This window comes from Azospirillum endophyticum, assembly GCF_016595245.1.
GTDB lineage: Bacteria > Pseudomonadota > Alphaproteobacteria > Azospirillales > Azospirillaceae > Azospirillum > Azospirillum endophyticum.
On the sequence record NZ_JAENHM010000094.1, the window covers coordinates 1 to 531 of the forward strand.

The 531-nt window shown below is 66.9% G+C and carries 1 protein-coding gene; it reads left to right on the plus strand.

Features of this window, described 5'->3' with window-relative positions:
* Positions 1 to 531 (plus strand): nucleotide sugar dehydrogenase (locus JHL17_RS36195; protein WP_200199513.1); only part of this gene is annotated, 531 nt, incomplete at both ends.

Sequence of the window (531 nt, forward strand, 5' to 3'; positions counted from 1 at the left end):
ACGAGGTGATGCGGCCGATCCTGGAGGAGACCGGGCTGGTGAGCGGCCGCGACTTCTTCCTGGCCTATTCGCCCGAGCGCGAGGACCCCGGCAACATCACCTTCACCACCAGCACCATCCCCAAGGTGGTCGGCGGCGACGACGAGGGCGCGCGCCGGCTGGCGGTGGCGCTCTACGAGCAGGTGGTGCCGCAGGTGGTGCCGGTGTCGGGCACCCGGACGGCGGAGGCGACCAAGCTGACCGAGAACATCTTCCGCTCGGTCAACATCGCCTTGGTGAACGAACTGAAGATCGTCTTCGAGCCGATGGGCATCGACATCTGGGAGGTGATCGAGGCGGCCAAGACCAAGCCCTTCGGCTTCATGCCCTTCTACCCCGGTCCCGGGCTGGGCGGCCACTGCATCCCGATCGACCCTTTCTACCTGACCTGGAAGGCGCGCGAGCACCAGATCTCCACCCGCTTCATCGAACTGGCGGGAGAGGTCAACACGATGATGCCGCGCCATGTCGTCGACCGCCTCGCCCTGGCGC